General features: G+C 60.8%; 20 protein-coding genes. 14 read left to right on the top strand and 6 right to left on the bottom strand.

All coding sequences use genetic code 11. The annotated features are described in order from the left end of the window. Window positions 1-44 precede the first annotated feature (44 nt). From ABFB52_RS27930 to ABFB52_RS27910, 5 genes are all read left to right on the top strand, one after another. Entirely contained in the window at window positions 45-1,157 is a 1,113-nt protein-coding gene (locus ABFB52_RS27930; protein WP_011336446.1) for a polyamine ABC transporter substrate-binding protein, read from the top strand. Between the two features lie 187 nt (window positions 1,158-1,344). Further along, complete coding sequence (locus ABFB52_RS27925; protein WP_129972265.1) at window positions 1,345-2,442, top strand: polyamine ABC transporter substrate-binding protein; 1,098 nt, start codon at window positions 1,345-1,347, stop codon at window positions 2,440-2,442. Between the two features lie 73 nt (window positions 2,443-2,515). Beyond that, the gene (potA, locus tag ABFB52_RS27920; RefSeq protein ID WP_007953506.1) at window positions 2,516-3,658 is read left to right on the top strand and encodes a polyamine ABC transporter ATP-binding protein; all 1,143 of its coding nucleotides are present in this window, start codon (window positions 2,516-2,518) and stop codon (window positions 3,656-3,658) included. 35 nt (window positions 3,659-3,693) lie between these two features. After that, entirely contained in the window at window positions 3,694-4,575 is an 882-nt protein-coding gene (locus ABFB52_RS27915; protein ID WP_170844921.1) for an ABC transporter permease subunit, read from the top strand. Beyond that, complete coding sequence (locus ABFB52_RS27910; protein WP_007953503.1) at window positions 4,572-5,462, top strand: ABC transporter permease subunit; 891 nt, start codon at window positions 4,572-4,574, stop codon at window positions 5,460-5,462. Before ABFB52_RS27915 ends, ABFB52_RS27910 begins: the two co-directional genes overlap by 4 nt. Before the next feature lie 59 nt (window positions 5,463-5,521). Here ABFB52_RS27910 and ABFB52_RS27905 read toward each other — a convergent pair whose 3' ends face one another. Then, the gene (locus tag ABFB52_RS27905) at window positions 5,522-6,163 is read right to left on the bottom strand and encodes an HD domain-containing protein (RefSeq protein WP_129972264.1); all 642 of its coding nucleotides are present in this window, start codon (window positions 6,161-6,163) and stop codon (window positions 5,522-5,524) included. A gap of 190 nt (window positions 6,164-6,353) precedes the next feature. On the opposite strand from ABFB52_RS27905, the gene ABFB52_RS27900 reads away from it, so the two are divergent. Next, window positions 6,354-7,319 carry a DJ-1/PfpI family protein gene (locus ABFB52_RS27900; RefSeq protein ID WP_085746827.1) on the top strand — a complete coding sequence of 322 codons (966 nt, stop codon included), beginning with the start codon at window positions 6,354-6,356 and terminating at the stop codon, window positions 7,317-7,319. Between the two features lie 7 nt (window positions 7,320-7,326). Here the strand turns inward: ABFB52_RS27900 and ABFB52_RS27895 are convergent, their stop codons facing one another. After that, on the bottom strand, window positions 7,327-9,738 hold the full coding sequence (locus ABFB52_RS27895) for a penicillin acylase family protein (protein ID WP_129972263.1): 2,412 nt from the start codon (window positions 9,736-9,738) through the stop codon (window positions 7,327-7,329). A 103-nt stretch (window positions 9,739-9,841) separates the two neighbouring features. Continuing rightward, the gene (locus tag ABFB52_RS27890) at window positions 9,842-10,420 is read right to left on the bottom strand and encodes a DUF6436 domain-containing protein (RefSeq protein ID WP_129972262.1); all 579 of its coding nucleotides are present in this window, start codon (window positions 10,418-10,420) and stop codon (window positions 9,842-9,844) included. Window positions 10,421-10,517: 97 nt separating this feature from the next. Between ABFB52_RS27890 and ABFB52_RS27885 the strand changes: the two genes are divergently transcribed. Continuing rightward, window positions 10,518-11,468, top strand: a complete 951-nt coding sequence (locus ABFB52_RS27885) for an alpha/beta hydrolase (protein ID WP_085746728.1) — start codon at window positions 10,518-10,520, stop codon at window positions 11,466-11,468. 1 nt (window position 11,469) lies between these two features. Here the strand turns inward: ABFB52_RS27885 and ABFB52_RS27880 are convergent, their stop codons facing one another. Next, complete coding sequence (locus ABFB52_RS27880) at window positions 11,470-12,222, bottom strand: DUF2059 domain-containing protein (protein WP_011336435.1); 753 nt, start codon at window positions 12,220-12,222, stop codon at window positions 11,470-11,472. Between the two features lie 108 nt (window positions 12,223-12,330). Here ABFB52_RS27880 and ABFB52_RS27875 point away from each other — a divergent pair, with 108 nt between their 5' ends. Next, entirely contained in the window at window positions 12,331-12,963 is a 633-nt protein-coding gene (locus ABFB52_RS27875; protein ID WP_085746727.1) for a 2OG-Fe(II) oxygenase, read from the top strand. 1 nt (window position 12,964) lies between these two features. Continuing rightward, entirely contained in the window at window positions 12,965-13,450 is a 486-nt protein-coding gene (locus ABFB52_RS27870) for a DUF523 domain-containing protein (protein ID WP_085746726.1), read from the top strand. 11 nt (window positions 13,451-13,461) lie between these two features. Here the strand turns inward: ABFB52_RS27870 and ABFB52_RS27865 are convergent, their stop codons facing one another. Beyond that, window positions 13,462-14,040, bottom strand: a complete 579-nt coding sequence (locus ABFB52_RS27865; protein WP_085647003.1) for a transporter substrate-binding domain-containing protein — start codon at window positions 14,038-14,040, stop codon at window positions 13,462-13,464. Window positions 14,041-14,172: 132 nt separating this feature from the next. Between ABFB52_RS27865 and ABFB52_RS27860 the strand changes: the two genes are divergently transcribed. Further along, entirely contained in the window at window positions 14,173-14,598 is a 426-nt protein-coding gene (locus ABFB52_RS27860; protein ID WP_085647002.1) for a DUF4399 domain-containing protein, read from the top strand. Window positions 14,599-14,659: 61 nt separating this feature from the next. Here ABFB52_RS27860 and serA read toward each other — a convergent pair whose 3' ends face one another. Further along, window positions 14,660-15,889 carry a phosphoglycerate dehydrogenase gene (gene serA, locus ABFB52_RS27855; RefSeq protein WP_007953487.1) on the bottom strand — a complete coding sequence of 410 codons (1,230 nt, stop codon included), beginning with the start codon at window positions 15,887-15,889 and terminating at the stop codon, window positions 14,660-14,662. A gap of 204 nt (window positions 15,890-16,093) precedes the next feature. On the opposite strand from serA, the gene ABFB52_RS27850 reads away from it, so the two are divergent. From ABFB52_RS27850 to ABFB52_RS27835, 4 genes are all read left to right on the top strand, one after another. Beyond that, the gene (locus ABFB52_RS27850; protein WP_085746725.1) at window positions 16,094-17,488 is read left to right on the top strand and encodes an FAD-binding oxidoreductase; all 1,395 of its coding nucleotides are present in this window, start codon (window positions 16,094-16,096) and stop codon (window positions 17,486-17,488) included. Between the two features lie 40 nt (window positions 17,489-17,528). After that, complete coding sequence (locus ABFB52_RS27845; protein ID WP_085746724.1) at window positions 17,529-18,194, top strand: fumarylacetoacetate hydrolase family protein; 666 nt, start codon at window positions 17,529-17,531, stop codon at window positions 18,192-18,194. 223 nt (window positions 18,195-18,417) lie between these two features. Further along, window positions 18,418-19,341 (top strand): SdiA-regulated domain-containing protein, encoded by a 924-nt coding sequence (locus ABFB52_RS27840; RefSeq protein ID WP_085746723.1) that lies wholly within the window; start codon window positions 18,418-18,420, stop codon window positions 19,339-19,341. A 117-nt stretch (window positions 19,342-19,458) separates the two neighbouring features. Beyond that, window positions 19,459-20,376 carry an SdiA-regulated domain-containing protein gene (locus ABFB52_RS27835; RefSeq protein WP_085746722.1) on the top strand — a complete coding sequence of 306 codons (918 nt, stop codon included), beginning with the start codon at window positions 19,459-19,461 and terminating at the stop codon, window positions 20,374-20,376. Window positions 20,377-20,380: the final 4 nt, after the last annotated feature.

The following is a 20,380-nucleotide window of genomic DNA, read 5'->3' as shown; positions in this document are numbered from 1 at the left end:
CTGAACAAAGTGGTTCAAAAAAGAAAAATTTGGAGCATTAACGCATGAAGGCATTAGGCAAAAAGCTCGCTGGCAAGACTCTGCTCGCCATGTCCCTGATGGGCGTGATGGCGGGTGCGGTTCAGGCGGACGACAAGGTGTTGCACGTTTACAACTGGTCCGACTACATCGCGCCGGACACGGTTGCCAATTTCGAAAAAGAGACGGGCATCAAGGTCGTCTATGACGTTTTCGACAGCAACGAAACCCTGGAAGCCAAGCTGCTGGCCGGCAAATCCGGTTACGACATCGTGGTGCCTTCCAACAACTTCCTGGCCAAGCAGATCAAGGCCGGCGTTTATCAGGAACTGGACAAGTCCAAGCTGACGAACTGGAAGAACCTCGACGAAGACCTGCTCAAGGCCGTTGGCGACGCCAGCGACCCGGGCAACAAGCACGCGTTCCCGTACATGTGGGGTTCGATCGGCATCGGCTACAACCCGGCCAAGGTCAAGGCTGCACTGGGCATCGACAAGATCGATTCCTGGGACATCGTGTTCAAGCCTGAAAACATCGAGAAGCTGAAAAGCTGCGGCGTGAGCTTCCTCGATGCGCCGACCGAAATGATTCCCGCGGCTCTGCACTATCTGGGCAAGCCGACCAACAGCAAGGACAAGGCTGACCTGAAAGCCGCCGAAGACCTGTTCCTCAAGATCCGTCCTTCGGTGGCTTACTTCCACTCCTCGAAGTACATCTCGGACCTGGCCAACGGCAACATCTGCGTGGCGGTCGGCTACTCGGGTGACCTGGAACAATCCAAGACCCGCGCCAAGGAAGCCGGTGACAAGGTCAAACTGGCCTACACCATTCCGAAAGAAGGTGCCGGTACTTTCTACGACATGGTCGCCATTCCCAAGGATGCCGAAAACGTCGAAGCCGCCTACAAGTTCATGAACTACCTGCTCGAGCCGAAAGTGATGGCCGAAATCACCAACGCCGTGCGTTTCCCGAACGGCAACAAGGCGGCCACCGCCTTGGTGGACAAGGAAATCACCAGCGATCCGAGCATCTACCCTTCGGCTGAAGTGAAGAAGCAGCTCTATGCGATCAGCGATCTGGACGCGGCCACCCTACGCCTGATCACTCGCAGCTGGACCAAGATCAAATCCGGTAAATAAGCCGGTTTGAAGCAGTCACCGCTGGCCGTCGCCTTCATCTGGGCGGTCAGCGGTGCAATTAAATGACAGAAAGTTTTGCTGGAACGGTTTTTCGAAGGTAAGTTGCGCGCCGGTTTTGTTGCCGGGCAACCGTGACTGTCATGCAGCACGGGGCAACTTGGGCCCAACTAAATTAGAGGACCTCCACTTGCCTATTTTTTCTTCTTTGCGCAATGCCCTGCTGGCCGCTGCCGGCCTGACGTTCGCTGTCGGTGCCCAAGCCGCCGGTACTGTGCATATTTATAACTGGTCGGATTACATCGGCGAGACCACCCTGGCCGATTTCCAGAAAGAAACCGGGATCAAACCGGTCTACGACGTGTTCGATTCCAACGAAACCCTGGAAGGCAAACTGCTCGCCGGGCGTACCGGTTACGACGTGGTCGTGCCGTCGAACCACTTCCTCGGCAAGCAGATCAAGGCGGGCGCGTTCCAGAAGCTCGACAAGGCGCAACTGCCGAACTATTCCAACCTCGATCCGGTGCTGCTCAAGCGCCTGGAACAGAACGATCCGGGCAACCTGTACGCCGTGCCGTACCTGTGGGGCACCAACGGCATCGGCTACAACGTCGATAAAGTGAAGGCCGTGCTCGGCGTCGACAAGATCGATTCCTGGAGCGTGCTGTTCGAGCCGGAGAACATCAAGAAGCTGCACAGCTGCGGCGTGGCGTTCCTCGATTCGGCCGATGAAATGATGCCGACCGTGCTCAACTACATGGGCCTGAACGCCAACAGCACCAATCCCAAGGATTACGAGAAGGCCACGACCAAGTTGCTGGCGGTGCGTCCTTACGTGACCTACTTCCATTCGTCGAAATACATCGGTGATCTGGCCAACGGCGACATCTGCGTGGCCATCGGTTTCTCCGGCGACATCTTCCAGGCCAAGAATCGCGCCGAAGAAGCCAAGAAGGGCGTGAACATCGCCTACTCGATCCCGAAAGAGGGTGGCGCGCTGTGGTTCGACATGCTGGCGATTCCGAAGGATTCGGCCAACGTCAAAGAGGCCCACGCCTTCATCAACTATTTGCTGAAACCTGAGGTGATCGCCCAGGTCAGTGATTACGTCGGTTACGCCAACCCCAACCCGGGTTCGGACAAGCTGATGGAGCAGTCCATCCGCACCGACGAGTCGGTTTATCCACCGCAGGCCGTGCTCGACAAGACCTATGTGTCGATCGAGTTGCCGCCGAACATTCAGCGTTTGATGACCCGCAGCTGGACCAAGGTCAAGTCGGGTAAATAGCTTCAACGTACAAACTATCCTGGGTTCGTCTTGCGTGGGCGAACTGCACTCTTTTTTTCTGGGAGTTTTGTAAATGGCAGTTGCCTCCGGCGCCTATAAGAAAGCCCTCGAGGGCGACCAGACACCGAAACAGGTGCTGGTCAAAATCGACCGGGTCACGAAGAAGTTCGACGAGACGGTTGCCGTGGACGATGTGTCCCTGGAAATCAAGAAGGGCGAGATCTTCGCCCTGCTCGGCGGTTCGGGATCGGGCAAATCCACTCTGTTGCGGATGCTGGCAGGGTTTGAACGGCCCACGGAGGGGCGCATTTTCCTCGACGGCGTCGACATCACCGACATGCCGCCGTACGAGCGACCGATCAACATGATGTTCCAGTCCTACGCCCTGTTCCCGCACATGACCGTGGCGCAGAACATCGCGTTCGGCCTGCAACAGGACAAGATTCCCAAGGCCGAGATCGACGCCCGTGTGGCCGAGATGCTCAAGCTGGTGCAGATGAGCCAGTACGCCAAGCGCAAGCCGCACCAATTGTCCGGCGGCCAGCGTCAGCGTGTGGCGCTGGCGCGTTCTCTGGCCAAGCGGCCGAAGCTGTTGCTGCTCGACGAGCCGATGGGCGCACTGGACAAGAAACTGCGTTCGCAGATGCAGCTCGAGCTGGTTGAGATCATCGAGCGCGTAGGCGTGACCTGCGTGATGGTGACCCACGACCAGGAAGAGGCCATGACCATGGCCGAGCGCATCGCGATCATGCACCTGGGCTGGATCGCCCAGATCGGCAGCCCGATCGACATCTACGAAACCCCGACCAGCCGTCTGGTCTGCGAATTCATCGGCAACGTGAACATCTTCGAAGGCGAAGTGATCGACGACGCCGAAGGCCACGCGACCATCACCTGCAAGGACCTCGACCGGCAGATCTACGTCGGCCACGGCATCAGCACCTCGGTGCAGGACAAGTCCGTGACCTACGCGATCCGTCCGGAAAAACTGCTGGTCACCGCCGACCAGCCGACCTGCGAATACAACTGGTCGAGCGGCAAGGTGCATGACATCGCCTACCTCGGCGGTCACTCGGTGTTCTACGTCGAATTGCCGAGCGGCAAGCTGGTGCAGTCGTTCGTGGCCAACGCCGAACGCCGTGGCGCACGTCCGACCTGGGGCGATCAGGTTTACGTGTGGTGGGAAGACGACAGCGGCGTGGTACTTCGCTCATGAACATGCGCAAATTCAAACGCCGGCTCAATCGAATAATTCCCGGTGGCCGCCAGTTGGTCATCGGGGTTCCGTTCATCTGGCTGTTCCTGTTCTTCATGCTGCCGTTCTTCATCGTTTTGAAGATCAGCTTCGCCGAAGCGGACGTGGCCATCCCGCCGTACACCGAGATCTACACCTACGCCGAGCAGAAGCTGCAACTGCTGCTGAACCTGGGCAACTACGCAATGCTCGGCGACGACGAACTGTACATCGCCGCCTACCTCGGCTCGCTGAAGATGGCGTTTTTCAGCACGCTGCTGTGCCTGTTGATCGGTTACCCGATGGCCTACGCCATCGCCAGCGCCCGCAAAGAGCTGCAAACGGTGCTGGTGCTGCTGATCATGATGCCGACCTGGACCGCGATCCTGATCCGCGTCTATGCCTGGATGGGCATCCTCAGCAACAACGGCCTGCTCAACGGTTTCCTGATGAGCATGGGCTTGATCGACGAGCCGCTGCAGATCCTCAACACCAACCTGGCGGTGTACATCGGCGTCGTCTACTCGTACCTGCCGTTCATGATTCTGCCGCTGTACGCCAACCTGGTGAAGCATGACACCAGCCTGCTGGAGGCCGCTTCCGACCTGGGTTCGAGCACCTTCAACAGCTTCTGGAAAATCACCGTGCCGCTGTCCAAGAACGGCATCATCGCCGGCTGCATGCTGGTGTTCATCCCGGTGGTGGGCGAGTTCGTGATCCCGGAACTGCTGGGCGGTCCGGAAACCCTGATGATCGGTAAAGTGCTCTGGCAAGAGTTCTTCAACAACCGTGACTGGCCGGTGGCGTCCGCCCTGGCGGTGGTGATGCTGGCTATCCTGATCGTGCCGATCATCCTGTTCAACCGCAGTCAGGCCAAGGAAATGGAGGGTAAAGAATGAAGCGCTTCCGTTTCTCCAGCCTGATGCTGGTGCTCGGCCTGTTGTTCATCTATCTGCCGATGCTGATTCTGGTGATCTACTCGTTCAACGCCTCGAAACTGGTGACGGTGTGGGGCGGCTGGTCGGTGAAGTGGTACGTCGGCCTGCTCGACAACTCGCAACTGATGGGCTCGGTGGTGCGCTCGCTGGAAATCGCCTGCTACACCGCGATTGCCGCCGTGGCGCTGGGTACGCTGGCAGCCTTCGTGCTGACCCGTATCACCCGCTTCAAGGGCCGCACGCTGTTCGGTGGCCTGGTCACCGCGCCGCTGGTAATGCCTGAAGTGATTACCGGTCTGTCGCTGTTGCTGCTGTTCGTGGCGATGGCGCAGATGATCGGCTGGCCACAGGAGCGGGGCATCGTCACCATCTGGATCGCTCACACCACGTTCTGTGCGGCGTATGTGGCGGTGGTGGTGTCGGCGCGTCTGCGCGAGCTGGACCTGTCGATCGAAGAAGCGGCGATGGACCTCGGCGCGCGTCCGTGGAAGGTGTTCTTCCTGATCACCATCCCGATGATCGCGCCGTCGCTGGCAGCGGGCGGCATGATGTCGTTCGCGCTGTCGCTGGACGACCTGGTATTGGCGAGCTTCGTGTCGGGGCCGGGTTCGACGACCCTGCCGATGGAAGTGTTCTCGGCGGTGCGTCTGGGCGTGAAGCCTGAGATCAACGCCGTGGCCAGTCTGATTCTGCTGGCGGTGTCGCTGGTGACCTTCCTGGTCTGGTTCTTCAGCCGCCGTGCCGAAGAAGCTCGCAAGAAAGCGATTCAGCAGGCCATCGAAGAAGGCGCTGCGGATTCGTGGAAGCAACCGGACGTGCGCCGGGCGCCGACGCCGGAAGCGGCGTAAGCCTCCCGGTACAAAAAAACCTCGCGACCGATAACGGTCGCGAGGTTTTTTTATGCCGGTCAGGAAACCCAGGGCGACTGGCGAATCACTTCGACGAAGTTCATCGGCTTGAATCCCGGCGCTTGATCCTTCAACACATCGGTCTTCACATTGCCGAACGTCGTCTGCGGACGATGACGCAAGCCATCAGCGAACGCGCAGATGATGCACTCCTTGAAACCTTCGCCCCGTGGATGCGCATGCACCACCGCCTCGCGCTGCACCGTGGTGAACGCCGCGTAGTCCATGCCCAGCACGTCCATCTCGACACCTGCGGTCACCAGCGCCACGGTCGGACGCAGATGCTTCGGTATGCCCGGCGTGGTGTGCAGGGCGATCGACAGCCAGACCTGCTCGATGTCGTCATCGCTCAACCCGTACGGCTTGAGAAACGCGGCGGCTGCGTTGGCGCCATCGACTTCGAAGCGCTCGTCATCGCTGCGGTGACCTTCGACCAGACCCAGGTCGTGGAACATCGCGCCGACGTACAGCAGTTCCGGATCGTAGGCCAGTTGCTGGCGCTCACCGCTCAAGGCGCCGAACAGAAATACCCGGCGCGAGTGGTGGTAAAGCAGGTCGGATTCGATGTCGCGGATGTACTCGGTGGTGGCCCGGGCGAGGGCGCTGTCGGGGATCCGGATACCGGCGATGGTCGTGGTCATGTTGAGCTTCCTCGTCGAAAACGCCGTCGCGGCGCTGATGGGGAAAGTCTGTTCCCGGGGGCAAAACCGGACAATCGATCCATGGCTGCGATCCTTGCCATTCCACCTGCAAATCGTGCCAGCTCGCTTCTGCGGCGAGGATTGGCTAGGGTTGGCGCTGATCCGCCATTCCCCGGGAGCCGAGATTGCCATGAACAGAACCGTCGCCATCGTGGTGTTCCCCGGCGTGCAGGCGCTGGACGTCAGCGGGCCCATGGATGTGTTCGCCGAGGCCAACCGCTTCCTGGCGCCGGAGGATCATTACCGGCTCGACGTGATCGGTGTCGAGCGCGGGTCGATGGCGTGTTCCAACGGGCTGACCCTGAGTGCTCACCAGTATTTCAGCGAAGCGCAGGAGGCTTATGACTTGCTGCTGGTGGCGGGTGGGCCGCAATTGCCGTTTCTGGATTTCGGCGAGACGTTTGATGCCTGGCTGTGTGAGGCCTGTGGGAGGGCGCGGCGATTCGGCTCGATCTGCAACGGCGCGTTCATGCTCGCCCGTGCAGGATTGCTGGACGGGCGTACGGTCACCACCCACTGGAACGACGCCGAAGCGCTGGCGCAGTTGTGCCCGTCGAGCCGGGTCGAGGCCGATCGGTTGTACGTCGAGGATGGCCAGCTCTACACCTCGGCGGGGGTGACGGCGGGGATCGATCTGTCGCTGTACCTGCTGGCGCGAGATTACGGGGCCGAGGTGGCGCTGAGCGTGGCCAAGCGGCTGGTGGTGTTCACCCAGCGCTCGGGCGGGCAGTCGCAGTTCAGCCCGTTCCTTACGTCTCATGCCGAACCGACGTCAGCGGTGGCGATGGTGCAGCTGTATGTGCTGGCCAATCTCACGGGCGACCTGACCATCGCCGATCTGGCGAACGCGGCGAACATGAGTGCGCGAAATTTCTCTCGGGTGTTTGCCCGCGAAGCGAAAGTCACCCCGGCGGAATTCGTCGAGCGGGCGCGGGTGGATGCGGCACGGGTGATGCTCGAAAGCACCACGGCGCCGCTGAAGACTGTGGCGTATCAGTGCGGGTTTCGCGATGCGCAACACATGCGCAGCGTGTTCAACCGGCGGCTGGGGGTGACGCCGCAGCAGTTTCGGTTGAATTTTGCGGCAATGGTTTGAGCGGCGCCTATTGAGCCGCTCGCGCCGGCAACAGCTTCAGCGTACTCCGCGTATTCGCCGTCACCTCTTCCTCACTGAAATGCGCCTGCACATACATCCCGTCCACATACGCTTCCGCCTGATCGTCATAGTGACTGTCGAACGGCACGCCGCTCTGGCCGACCGGGTTGATGGTCAGGCTGTGAGCCGGGTCGACGAAGTCCACCAAGCGCCGGGTCGACGGGCCGTAGGTCACCGGCCACGGCGCGGGGCCGATCTTCGCCGAGAGGTTGTTCGGCACTTCATGAGAGCCCGGTGCGGCGAACGGGCCGACGTTGAAAATGCGATCCAGCGGTTTCTGCTGACCCAGTGGATGACCATGGGTCAGCGTATGCGCCTTGCCCCATTGCCAGCCGGAAGCGTCGTCGCCGAGGCTCGATTTCAGGTGCGCCATGCTCGCTTGCCACGCTGTGCGCACAGTGTCGGCGCGGGTTTCCTTGTTCGGCGTGCTGCGGTTGTCCCACCACGGTGAATCGGCATTCGCCGCGAGCCGGGGCAGGGCCGCATCGATGACCCGGGTCGACAGCAAAGTGTCGAAGAAATCATTGCCCAGTTCATCGCGCATCGCCGCGTCGGCGAAGTTGAACAGGAACTGGTTGAACACCGTCGCACTGACCGAGTCCAGCGGATAGTCGCCTTGCCATTGGGCCAATTGTTCGATCAGCTTCTGCTCGGCGGGATTGCCCGCCACTTCACGCAGCACCGGCAGCAACGGCGCCAGCAGACGCGGGCCATAACCGGTGGTGGTGCCCAGTTGCAGTTTCTGGTTGGCCTCGTTGTCCCACTTCACGTTTTTGTCGGCGAGCTGGCGGTTGAGCTGTTGGCCACGGTCAGCGAGGTTGTAGTAACCGGGAATCTCCATGCCGGTCGGCGACACGGGCTGGAAGTTGGCCGAGACGATATAGCCCCGCGCCGGGTTCTCTTCCTGCGGGTTGGCGCTGAACGGGAAGTAGCCGTCCTTGTCCGCCTGATTGCTGCTGCCGTCGAGAATGAAGCCAGGCTTCACCCCGGCCGGCCGCTTGGGCAATAGCGCCGAGGCCCACCAGGCGATATCGCCCTTGGCGTTGGCATAAACGATGTTCAGCCCCGGCGCCTGCACCTTGGCGGCTGCGGCACGAGCCTTGGCCAGGGTGTCGGCGCGGTTGAGCTGGTAGAAACCTTCGAGGATCGGGTTCGGTGTTTCGAGGAACGCCCACCACATCGCAATCGGGGTTTTCCCGGCGGCGCTGCCGAGGGCGTCGTTGACGATCGGGCCGTGGGGCGACTGGCGCAGGGTTATGGTCACCGGCGTCTGGCCTTTCACCGCGATCTGTTGCTCGGTCTTGACCATGTCGGTCCACTGGCCGCGATACCAGACCTGATCCGGGTTATCCGGATTGACCTTCTCGGCGATCAGGTCCAGATCATCGTTCTGAAACATGGTCAGGCTCCAGCCGAAGTCCAGGTTGTGCCCCAGGAACGCAAATGGCACCAGCGCCTGATGATGGCCGTAGAGTTCAAAACCCGGCGCCGACAGCTGCGCCTCGTACCACACCGACGGCACCGAAAAACGAATGTGCGGATCGCCCGCCAGCAACGGCTTGGTGCTCTTGCTGTGGCTGCCGGCGATCACCCAGGCGTTGCTGCCTTCGAACTGCGGCAGACCGTTGTCGATCAATGCCTGTTCGCTGACGCGGGCGAGGGTGTTCAGGTCTTTCCAGTCTTCGGCGGCGAGGGCCGGTGCGGTGCCGGCGTGGCCTTTGGCGAGCACGCCCTTGGGTTGCCAGTCGAGGTCGAAGACGTTGAGGTAATCGGCGCCCAGTTGATCGCGCACGTAGGTCAGCAACGGTTCGGTGCGAAACGCGGCGGCAAAGCTGTAGGCCATGTAGCCGGCGACGCTGATGCTGTCTTCGGCGGTGAACGGCCGCTTGGGGATGCCCAGCACGTCGAACTCGACAGGGGTGGCGTGCGAGTCCTGATATTGATTGATGCCGTCCAGATAGGCTTGCAGGGCCTTCCACGCCGGTGACTGCTTGTCGAGGCCGGCCACGTAACTGGCGGCCCGCTCGCGGATGCGCAGGCTGCGGAACAGCTTGTCGGTGTCGAGCAGTTTCGGCCCGAGCACTTCGGCCAGTTCGCCCCGGGCCAGACGGCGCATGGCTTCCATCTGAAACAGGCGATCCTGGGCGTGCACATAGCCGAGGGCGCGGTAGAGGTCGGTCTCGTTTTCGGCACGGATGTGCGGCACACCGCGCTCGTCATAACGCACGGTCACCGAGCCTTGCAGGTTGCGCAGTTCTACCTGGCCCTGACGCGTCGGTTGCTTGCTGTAGACATACCACCCGCCGGCGGCGAGCAGGACAACGATGAGCAAGGCAAGAACGGTGAAGACGCGTTTCATGGTGACTCCTTGTGCATTCGGGGTTGCCGCCCGTGCGGGCTGCAAACAATTAGCACACGCCTCGTGTGCTGCGCATCGCCGTCCTTGAAATGTCCGGAATGCCTTACTTCGTCTCGGCCGGCCACGGGCAGTAACAACCGACCGCCAACGTATGAGTCGCATTGACCGGACGATCATCACTCAAGGCTTGCAGGATCGGTTCGATAAAACTGTTGCTGGAGTTGCACGTCAGGCCTTCGCTGTAGGGGCCGAAGTACGCCAGTCTGCCGCTGCGGTCCCAGATCGCCACGGCCGGGCTGGCGGGAATCTGTTCGGAGCCGGGCAGGACCGCGATGGTTTTGAGATTGCTGAGGGTTGCCGGCAACTGGCCGTGGCTGCCGGCCTTCTGCACCGCAAAGAACTCCACGCCCTTGGGGCCGAACTGTTCGACCATCTCGCTCAGGTGCTGTTGATTGCCGACGTTGCACGGGCAGGCGGGATCCCAAAAGTGCACCAGACGGATATTGCCGGGGCCGGCGAGGTCGTCGGGCAGGCGCAACGGGTCGCCGGAAAACACAGCGGTGTGTTCGCTGAACGCCCGCAGGTAGCGGCCCTGAAACCAGTCGTACGCGGCCCACAGCACGCCGGCACACACGATGGCGAGCAGGCTGGCAAACAGTGCGGTGCGGTAGGGCGAACGCATGGTTTTGATTCCTTGAGAGCGCGCTAGCTTGCCATGCTTGCCGCGACAGATGAATATCGCAGGCCGATAAAGTCCGTTTACCGTTCTGGAATTGCCCATGTCTGTTGCCTTCGATCCCGATCATCTGCGTGCGAGCCTCAAGCCTCTGGCCGAGTGGCAGCCGTTGTCCGAGGAGGCGAAGGCGTATCAGCGGTTCTACAAGACTGACTTTCCGGAGCGCGATGTCTGGCGTGGGATGGGCCGGTTCGACATCGATGGCTATCAACTGGTCAGTCATTGCTGGTGGCCGGCAGAAACCGCCAGGGCCACGCTGTTTCTGGTGCACGGTTTTTATGATCACACCGGTCTTTACCGGCATGTGATCGAGTGGGCGCTGGATCAGGGCTTCGCGGTGATTGCCTGCGATCTGCCGGGGCATGGTCTGTCCAGCGGCGAGCGGGCGAGCATCCGCGACTTCTCCGAGTATCAGGATGCGCTGCAAGGCCTGTTCGCCGAGGCGCGCTCGATTGCCCTGCCGCAGCCGTGGCACTTGTGCGGGCAAAGCACCGGCGGGGCGATCATTGTCGATCACGTGCTCAACCATGGTGAAAACAGCCCGGCGCAGGGACAGTTGATTCTGCTGGCGCCGTTGGTGCGTCCGCGTGCCTGGGGCTGGTCGCAGTTCAGTTATTACCTGCTGCGGCCCTTTGTCAGGGGCATCGCCCGACGTTTCAGCGAGAACTCCAACGATCCGGATTTCCTGCCGTTCCTGCAGGCCGATCCGTTGCAGCCCAAACGCTTGCCGACTGCCTGGGTCGGGGCGTTGTCACGCTGGATCAACCGGGTCGAATACGCGAAGAAAAGTTCACGCCGGCCACTGATCGTTCAGGGCCAGGCGGACATGACCGTGGACTGGCAGCACAACCTGCAAGTGATGAAGTGGAAGTTCGACCGGCCGCAGATTCTGTTGCTGGCCGAGGCGCGGCATCACCTGGCCAACGAGACGGCGGAAATGCGCGAGGAGTATTTCGAGTTCCTGAGCAAGCGGATCAAGGGCCGCAACCCCTAGATCACTGACTGAGGTTCGAGGTGCTCTGGCCGACGGCCAGCCCTGCGCGAATCGCGGCCAGCGCGGCCTGATAGTAGGCTTTGCCTTCGGTGGATTCGGCAAAGGTCGCGAACTCTTCCAGTTCTTCATCCGACAGATCGCGATAAACGTACAGCAGCGTGTTGTTCAGGTCGGCACCGATCTGATCCATCAGGCGCTGGCGTTGACCATTCAACATGCCTTGGGCCTGACCGCCGCCGAGCAGGCCGGGGATCATCGAGCTCAGGCTGTCCGCCGCCACGCCGGCAATCGCCAGGCTGACTTCGGCACCGGCTTCACGGGCGGGCAGGGCCTGGGCGAGGTGGCCGATGATCAGCAAACGACTGTCGCTGGCCGGCATCTTCGGCAGGCCCTTGGCGTTCTTTGCCAATTGATCGCGACGGGTCGCCAGCAGTTCGGCGGCGACGATCTTCTTGCCCAGCGGTGACTGAAAGAACGACAGGGCCGGTTGCGGATCGGCGAGGTTCTTGCGCAGCTGCGCTTCGGCGCGTTGATCCACGGCCTGGGGGGCGAAGCGCTGGTTGCTGTTATTCACCAGCGCCTGAAACACCGCCGGCGGCAGGCTGTTCTGGTAACGCTGCTGCGCGGCACTCAGGGCGTCGTTGAAATGCGCGCGTTGTTCTGGCCAGCCGGCGACCTTGTACAACTGGTCATGGCCGTCCGCCCAGGCGGGCAAAACGCAGAACATCAACAGTGAAAAAAGCAAACGGCGCATAAGGACTCCTGTCGGCAGCCGACTATTCTCCGTGCGGTGCCAGTACTTGTCGAGAATTCGTATCAAGCCGCCGCGTGGCTCTGTCGGATTTCTTGCCGCAGGCATACTATGCGCGCCATGCAAATATCCTCTGATCACCCGCTGCTGTTACGTATCGTCGACGACCTGGCCGAGCGCGGCTGGTCGCAGCAGAACATTTTCCTGCCTGCGGATTTGACCCGCGCACTGGCGGCCGAGTGCCGCAAACGTGACGCCGAAGGTGAACTGGCGCCGGCGGGGGTCGGACGTGGCCCGTTTTCGGAGATCCGCGAGGGGATTCGTGGCGACCATATTCAGTGGATCGACCCCGGTCAGGCCGAGGCCAGTGACCGCTACCTGAACCTGATGGACAGCTTGCGCGAAGCGCTCAACCGGGGCCTGTTCCTCGGGCTTGAAGACTTCGAGTGCCACTTCGCCCTGTACCCGCCGGGTGCGTTCTACCGCAAGCACGTCGACCGTTTCCGCGACGATGACCGGCGCATGGTCTCGGCGGTGATCTACCTCAATGACGGCTGGCTGCCGGAGGATGGCGGGCAACTGCGCATGTACCTGGAGAATGAGCGTGTTCACGACGTACAGCCTACAGGCGGGTGTCTGGTGGTGTTTCTCTCCGGCGAAGTCCCTCATGAAGTGTTGCCGGCCAATCGCGAGCGGCTGTCGCTGACAGGCTGGTTCCGCCGCCGTGGCAACGAGCCGTTCTGAGATGCACAGGATTCTTGTGAGCCGCTGCCTGCTTGGCCATCGCGTGCGTTATGACGGTGGAGCCAGCGGGCCGTTCGATCTGCTGGAGCAGTGGATCAGCGAAGGCCGGGTAGTGCCGCTGTGCCCGGAAGTCGCCGGTGGTTTGCCGACGCCACGGGCAGCGGCAGAGATTCCGGGCGGGCAGGGCAGCGAAGTGCTGGACGGACTCTCCTCGGTGATCACTACCGAGGGCGAAGACGTCAGTGCGCAGTTTCTGGATGGTGCGCGGCAGGCGCTGGCGCTTGTGCAGAAGCACGGGATTCGGGTGGCGGTGCTCAAGGCCAACAGCCCTTCGTGCGGGAATCTGTTGACCTATGACGGCACGTTCAGTGGGGTGAAGGTGAGTGGCGAGGGCGTTACCGCCGCGTTGCTGAAGCGCCATGGGGTGCAGGTCTTCAGCGAACTCGAACTGCCGCAAGCCGCACAGGCCCTCAGCTTGCTCGACTAGTCACGTTCACTTCAGTTTTCCGTAGCCTGCACACTCAACCACTTCTTCGACAACGCCTCCAGCCGCCCATCCGCCCTGATCCGCTGCAAGGCATTTTCCAGACTCGCGTGAAACGCCGGGTTGCCCTTCTGAAACGGAATCGCCAGATCCACCGGCGGCCCGACCTTCGGTTTCTCCTCGGTCAGCGTCTGCACCAGCACCATCGGCCGAGGTTGCTCGTCCTTTTTCGCCAGCAACTGCGCATTGACCTGCGTGTAAGGCTCGCTCACGTCGAAACGATCCTTGAGCTCGGGTGTCAGTGCTATGTGGTTGAGCGCGACGTCGTACTTGCCGCTTTCAACGCCCTGGAGCAGATCGGCTTCGTCAGTGACGATGAAGTCGGCGCGCACATCCAGTTCGTTGGCCAGCAGTTGCCCAAGCTCGACCTCGAACCCCGTGAGCGTGTCGCCGTCCTTGAAATTGAAGGGCGGTGTATTAGCCTCAAGGGCTATGCGCAACTCGCCACGGTCGTAGACGTCATCAATCAGTTCGGCGTGAGCCAGAGGGCTCAGAAGGGGAAGCAGGCAGATCAGGCCAGGCAGAAAACGCATGGTCACTCCTTTGAAATCGATATCGGCCTGTTTTCCAGGCTCGCTTTGCTATGGTTGTCGAGTGCCTTCGACAACGAATGGTCATGAAGTTGTCATGACCGTGCGGATTTTACGGAAAAACTGGAGAAGAAAATGAAAAGCTTTATGTCACGTGCAGCGTTGGCCGGTGTGCTGATGGGTGTTTCGGTACTGGCCAGTGCGGCCACACCGGCACCGAAGGGCGCCGAAGTGTTCATCGTTTCTCCCGAGGACGGAGCCACGGTTTCGCAGACCTTCACGGTCAAGTTCGGTGTAAAGGACATCGCGCTGGCACCGGCCGGTGATGTCACCAAGAACACCGGTCATCACCATCTGCTGATCGATGCCAAGGAAATCGTTCCGGCCGGCTCCGTCGTGCCGACCGACGCCAACCACATGCACTTCGGCAAGGCGCAGACCCAGGCCGACATCAAGCTCGCGCCGGGCAAGCACACCCTGCAGCTGGAGCTGGGTGACAGCGGCCACATGGCGTTCGATCCGCCGATCGTGTCGAAGAAGATCACCGTCAACGTCGAATGATGTTTTCGCGTGCATGAAAAAGGGAGCCCGAAGGCTCCCTTTTTTGTCGCTCAGCGTCGGATCAGAACAACACGCGGCTACGGATGGTGCCGTTGACGTGTTGCAGCTTCTCTTGCGCCAGCTCCGAGTACTCGGCGTCGACGTCGATCACCACGTAGCCGACCTTCTCGTTGGTCTGCAGGAACTGACCGGAGATGTTGATGCCGTTTTCGGCGAAGACCTTGTTGATCTCGCTCATCACACCCGGGATGTTCTCGTGGATGTGCAGCAGGCGGTGCTTGCCAGGGTGAGCCGGCAGGGCCACTTCCGGGAAGTTCACCGACGATACCGAAGTACCGTTGTCGCTGTACTTGACCAGTTTTTCTGCCACTTCCAGACCAATGTTGGCCTGCGCTTCAGCGGTGGAACCGCCGATGTGCGGGGTCAGGATCACGTTATCCAGGCCACGCAGCGGGCTTTCGAACTCTTCGTCGTTGGAGCGCGGCTCGACCGGGAACACGTCGATGGCGGCGCCGATCAGGTGCTTGTCCTTGATCGCAGCAGCCAGGTGATCCAGCTCGACCACGGTGCCGCGTGCAGCGTTGATCAGGATGCCGCCCTTCTTGATGGCACGGATTTCCTTCTCGCCGATCATCCACTGGGTCGCAGCGGTTTCCGGAACGTGCAGGGTGACGATGTCGGACATGCCCAGCAGCTCGTGCAGGTTGCCGACCTGGGTCGCGTTGCCCAGTGGCAGCTTGGTCACGGTGTCGTAGAAGAACACCTGCATGCCCAGACCTTCAGCCAGGACCGACAGCTGAGTACCGATGGAGCCGTAGCCGACGATGCCCAGTTTCTTGCCACGGATCTCGAAAGAGTTGGCTGCGGACTTGATCCAGCCGCCACGGTGGCAGGAAGCGTTTTTCTCAGGGATGCCGCGCAGCAGCAGGATCGCTTCGGCCAGCACCAGCTCGGCCACGGAGCGGGTATTGGAGTACGGCGCGTTGAACACGGCGATGCCGCGCTCGCGGGCCGCTTCCAGGTCAACCTGGTTGGTGCCGATGCAGAAACAGCCGACCGCGACCAGCTTCTTCGCGTGATCGAAGATCTCTTCGGTCAGCTGGGTGCGCGAACGAATGCCGATGAAGTGAGCGTCAGCGATCTTTTCCTTGAGCTGGGCTTCCGGCAGGGAGCCTGTCAGGTATTCGATGCTGGTGTAGCCCGCCGCCTTGAGGACGTCGACAGCCGATTGGTGGACGCCTTCGAGAAGAAGGAACTTGATCTTGCTCTTATCGAGAGAAGTCTTGCTCATCTGCGTAAACCTGTATCCCGGAGAAAAATGGCAGGAAATGGTCAACAGACATTGACCTGGACGACAAGAAAGCCGTCACCGCAGAACCGGCCTTGGGCACTGGCCTGCGGGGTCGGTATGCTAGCATAGCCACCCCGCTAAACACTCATTCCTGCGACGTGAAGCGTTCTCAGGATGACCATGAATTGTTCGAGAGTTCCGTCGATGACCAATCCTGCCCTGATTGATGAACTGAAGACCCTGGTCGAGCCTGGCAAGGTCCTGACCGATGCCGACTCCCTGAACGCTTACGGCAAGGACTGGACCAAGCACTTCGCCCCGGCGCCCAGCGCCATCGTGTTCCCCAAGACCATCGAGCAGGTGCAGGCCGTCGTCCGCTGGGCCAACGAACATAAAGTGGCGCTGGTGCCGTCGGGCGGGCGTACCGGACTTTCCGCCGCGGCCGTGGCCGCCAATGGCGAAGTGGTTGTGTCGTTCGACTACATGAATCAGATTCTCGACATCAACCTGACCGACCGCACCGCCGTCTGTCAGCCGGGCGTGGTCACCGAACAATTGCAGAACGCCGCCGAAGAACATGACTTGTACTACCCGGTGGACTTCGCTTCGGCAGGTTCCAGTCAGATTGGCGGCAACATCGGCACCAATGCCGGCGGGATCAAGGTCATTCGCTACGGCATGACCCGCAACTGGGTGGCGGGCATGAAAGTGGTGACCGGCAAGGGCGACGTGCTGGAACTGAACAAGGACCTGATCAAGAACGCCACCGGTTATGACCTGCGCCAGCTGTTCATCGGCGCCGAAGGCACCCTGGGTTTTGTGGTCGAGGCCACCATGCGCCTGGATCGCTCGCCGAAAAACCTGACCGCGATGGTCCTCGGCACCGCCGATTTCGATTCGATCATGCCGGTGCTGCACGCCTTTCAGGGCCGACTCGACCTGACCGCGTTCGAGTTTTTCTCCGACAAGGCCCTGGCCAAGGTCATGGGCCGTGGCGATGTGCCGGCGCCGTTCGACACCGACTGCCCGTTCTATGCCTTGCTGGAATTCGAGGCGACCACCGAAGAAGTGGCCAACACCGCCCTGGAAACCTTCGAGCACTGCGTGGAGCAGGGTTGGGTACTGGACGGTGTCATGAGCCAGAGCGAAACCCAGTTGCAGAACCTGTGGAAGCTGCGCGAGTACATCTCCGAAACCATCTCCCACTGGACACCGTACAAGAACGACATCTCGGTCACTGTCTCGAAAGTCCCGGCGTTCCTGCGGGAAATCGACGCGATCGTCGGCAAACACTATCCGGATTTCGAAATCGTCTGGTTCGGCCACATCGGCGACGGCAACCTGCACCTGAACATTCTCAAGCCGGACAACCTGAGCAAGGACGATTTTTTCGCCAAGTGCGCCACCGTCAACAAGTGGGTGTTCGAAACCGTCGAGAAGTACAACGGTTCGATTTCCGCCGAACACGGTGTGGGCATGACCAAACGCGATTACTTGACCTACAGCCGCTCGCCGGTGGAAATCGAATACATGAAAGCGGTCAAGGCGGTGTTCGACCCGAACGGCATCATGAACCCGGGCAAGATCTTCGCGGTTTGATTGGCAATCCCTGATGAATCAATGAAGGCAGGAGTCGGTAATGAGCTATCAGCACCAGTATGTCGACGGTACGCGGATTCATTTTCCGCTGGGGAAAGTGGTGTGCATCGGGCGTAACTACGCCGAACACGCCAAGGAACTGGACAACCCGGTGCCTACCGAGCCGTTGCTGTTCATCAAGCCGGGCAGTTGCGTGGTGCCGCTGGAAGGCGGTTTCAGCATTCCGACCGAGCGTGGCTCCGTACATTACGAGGCGGAAATCGCCGTGTTGATCGGCAAGCCGCTGTCGACCAACCCGAGCCGCGAAGAAGTGCTGGACGCGATCTCCGGTTTCGCCCCGGCGCTGGACCTGACCCTGCGCGACAAGCAGGCCGAGCTCAAGTCCAAGGGCCTGCCGTGGGAAATCGCCAAGTCGTTCGACGGCGCGGCGGTGATTGCGCCGTTCGTGGTCGGCAGCACTTTCGCCGACCTGACCGACATCGGCATCCGCCTGACCATCAACGGCGAAGTGCGCCAGGACGGCAACAGCAGCGCGATGCTCAATCCGATCGTGCCGATGATCCAGCACATGGCCGGCTGCTTTTCGCTGCAGGCCGGTGACGTGATCCTGACCGGCACGCCGGTGGGCGTCGGCCCGCTGAACGTTGGTGATGAGATCGTGCTGGAGCTGCCGGGCGCCAGTCGCTTCACCAGCAGCGTTCGCTGATCCGTACATCGCGTTCCCGAGCGGGAGATTGCAGATTTGAGCTCAGCCCTCAAGTCTGCAATCTCCCGTTTTCGTTTTGTGATGCGACCTGCAAAGACGCAGGGCATTCCGGCCATTTGCCGTTTTTTTCACATTCTGTCCGGATAATTCCGGTCATTCTGGCGTCTGAGCCGGCCTCTTTGTGCTATTACCCGTAGCCTGAATTTTCGGAACGCGTCCTTTGATGTCATCTCAAACTCAGCTCAAACCCGCCCGCCGTTCGCGCTTCGCCCTGCGCTGGTATTCCTGGATTGTGTTGGCAGCCGTCGCTGCGTACGGGCTGGCGTTTGCCATGCATTGGGATGACCGTGGCCTGTTGTGGGTGCTGGAGCGTTTTGAAAGCCCGGCCGAGAAACAGGAAAGCGTCTGGCTTCCGGACTACCGCGTGGTGATCGACGCCAAGCTGCTGCCGGGGATGGAAAAGGACGAAGCTTCGGACCTGTCCTATAACCCGCAGACCAAAACCCTGTTTTCGGTGATGGGCAAGAATCCGTTCCTGGTCGAGCTGACCCTGCAGGGTGACGTGCTGCGCAAGATGCCGCTGGTGGGCTGGAGCAATCCCGAAGGCCTGACGGTGATGGAAAACGGCTTGATGGCGATTGTCGATGAGCGCGAGCACCTGCTCTCCATCGTCAAGGTCGATGCCGAGACCCGCGAACTCAAGCGCGACGATTTCCCGAAATACGACTTGGGGCCGTCGAAAGACCAGAACAAGGCTTTTGAAGCCATCACCTGGGACGCCCGCAACCAGCAACTGCTGCTGGGCGAAGAGCGTCCGCCTGCGCTGTTCACCTGGAAAAGCGACGGCAGCCAGACGCTCAAGGGCGACAAGCAGAAACTCGACAGCGACGAACTGGACCTGCGCAACCTCTCGGCCCTGGCAATTGACCCGCGCACCGGCCACACCCTGGTGTTGTCCGCCGATTCGCATTTGCTGCTGGAGCTGGACGAGAAGGGCGAGCAGGTCAGCTTCATGACCCTGCTTGGTGGTTTCAACGGCTTGAAGAAAACCATTCCCCGCGCCGAAGGCGTGACCATGGACGAGGCGGGCACGCTGTACATGGTCAGCGAGCCGAACCTGTTCTACCGCTTCGAAAAGCAGAAGTAACGACTCCTACAGCAATTGCAGATCTGTGCAGTTGTGGCCTGAGGCAAGTGGCCATTAAGCTTCAGTTCAGACAGGCGTGATATTTCATCCGCCTGTTTTGACTCCGAGCCTGCCCGAATGCGTCGACTTGCCCGTCCCAAGCCTCTGTTCATCATCCTGTCGGTGATTGCCCTGATCGCGTTGATTGCGATCGGCCAATACATGCGCCTGTTCGAGCGTGCCTGGTTCAACCTGCATACGCTATGGCAGCCGATGAGCAGCGAGGCGATCGGGCTGGATCAATACCGGGTGGAGATTGAAGCGAAGGTCATCGACGGGCTGAACGACGATGTCTCGGCGCTGACCTACGATCCGGTGCGCAAGAGCCTGTTCACCGTGACCAACAAGAATGCCGAACTGGTCGAGCTGTCGCTGGACGGCACGATCCTGCGCCGTGTCGCCTTGATCGGCTTCGGTGATCCGGAGGCGGTGGAGTTCATCAGCGCCGACACCTACGTGATCACCGATGAACGCCAGCAACGCCTGATCAAGATCCATCTGGAACACGGCACCACGTTCCTCGATGCAGCGGACGCCGAGCAAATGACCCTCGGTGTGCACATGAGCGGCAACAAGGGCTTTGAAGGCCTGGCTTACGACTCGGTGGGCAAGCGCCTGTTCGTGGCCAAAGAACGGGATCCGATGCTGATCTATGAAGTGCACGGGTTTCCGCACTTCAATCCGGAAAAATCCTACGCGGTACACGTGATCAACAATCCCAAGCGCGATGCCGGGATGTTCGTGCGCGATCTGTCGAGCCTGCAATACGACGAGCGCAGCGGCCATTTACTGGCGCTGTCCGACGAGTCACGGCTGATTCTGGAACTGGATGTGGACGGGCGCCCGTTGAGCACCATGTCATTGAGCGGTGGCCGGCAGGGCCTGAAGAAAACCGTGCCGCAGGCGGAAGGTATCGCGATGGATGACGACGGGACGTTGTATCTGGTGAGCGAGCCGAATCTGTTTTATGTCTTCAGGAAGCCTGCGCAGAATTAACCAA

The organism is Pseudomonas sp. 9.2(2024), from assembly GCF_039695385.1.
In the GTDB taxonomy this organism is placed as follows: Bacteria; Pseudomonadota; Gammaproteobacteria; order Pseudomonadales; family Pseudomonadaceae; genus Aquipseudomonas; species Aquipseudomonas paraglycinae.
Note: the sequence above shows the minus strand (reverse complement) of the source record. Positions and strands in the feature narration are given on the sequence as shown.